At 68.9% G+C, this 718-nt stretch carries 1 protein-coding gene; it reads left to right on the forward strand.

Annotation, left to right across the window (positions count from 1 at the left end; all coding sequences use genetic code 11):
- On the forward strand, nucleotides 1-718 hold a 718-nt coding region (locus IEZ19_RS50080), incomplete at both ends, for an RNA-guided endonuclease InsQ/TnpB family protein (protein WP_189317996.1).

The raw sequence follows: 718 nt of genomic DNA on the forward strand, positions 1-718 counted from the left end.
CGGCTGCCGATGCGGCAGCGTGCAGGGATGCCCCGCTGGAAGAAGAAGCGGGAGGCCGACTTGTCGTTGAACTACACCCGGCGTGGGTTCCGTCTCAGGGACGGGCGCCTGCACCTGGCGGGCGGGATCGTGCTGACGGTGGTGTGGTCGCGCCGGCTGCCCAGGCCGCCGTCCTCGGTGCGCGTGTACCGCGACAGCATCGGCCATTGGTACGCGTCCTTCGTGACCGCCGCCACCACTGAGCACCTGCCCAAGACCGGCCGCATGATCGGGATCGACTGGGGCGTCAGGGAGACCGCGACCACCACGAGCGACGACCACGACCTCCGCCACGCTCAGCACGGGAAGAAGGCGCAGGCGAAGCTCTCGCGCTACGACCGGATGATGGCCCGACGCCGATCGGCCAAGGGGCAGGCCGCCTCGAAGGGCTACCGCGAGGCGAAGAAGCTGCGCGCGAAGGCGTACGCCAAGGTCGCCGGGCAGCGTCAGGACACCGGCCGCAAGTGGGCCAAGTCCGTGGTCTTCGGCCATGACCGGATCGCGGTGGAAGACTTCCGCCCGAAGTTCCTCGCGAAGACCACCATGGCCAAGAAGGCGGCTGACGCCGCTATCTCGGCAACCAAGCGCGCCTTGATCGAGATGGGCCGCAAGCATGGGCGGGATGTGCGCCTGGTGCATCCCGCGCACACCAGGATGGAGTGCGCAGACTGCGGAGCGA

The organism is Streptomyces brasiliensis (genome assembly GCF_014647875.1).
Taxonomy (GTDB): Bacteria; Actinomycetota; Actinomycetes; order Streptomycetales; family Streptomycetaceae; genus Streptomyces; species Streptomyces brasiliensis.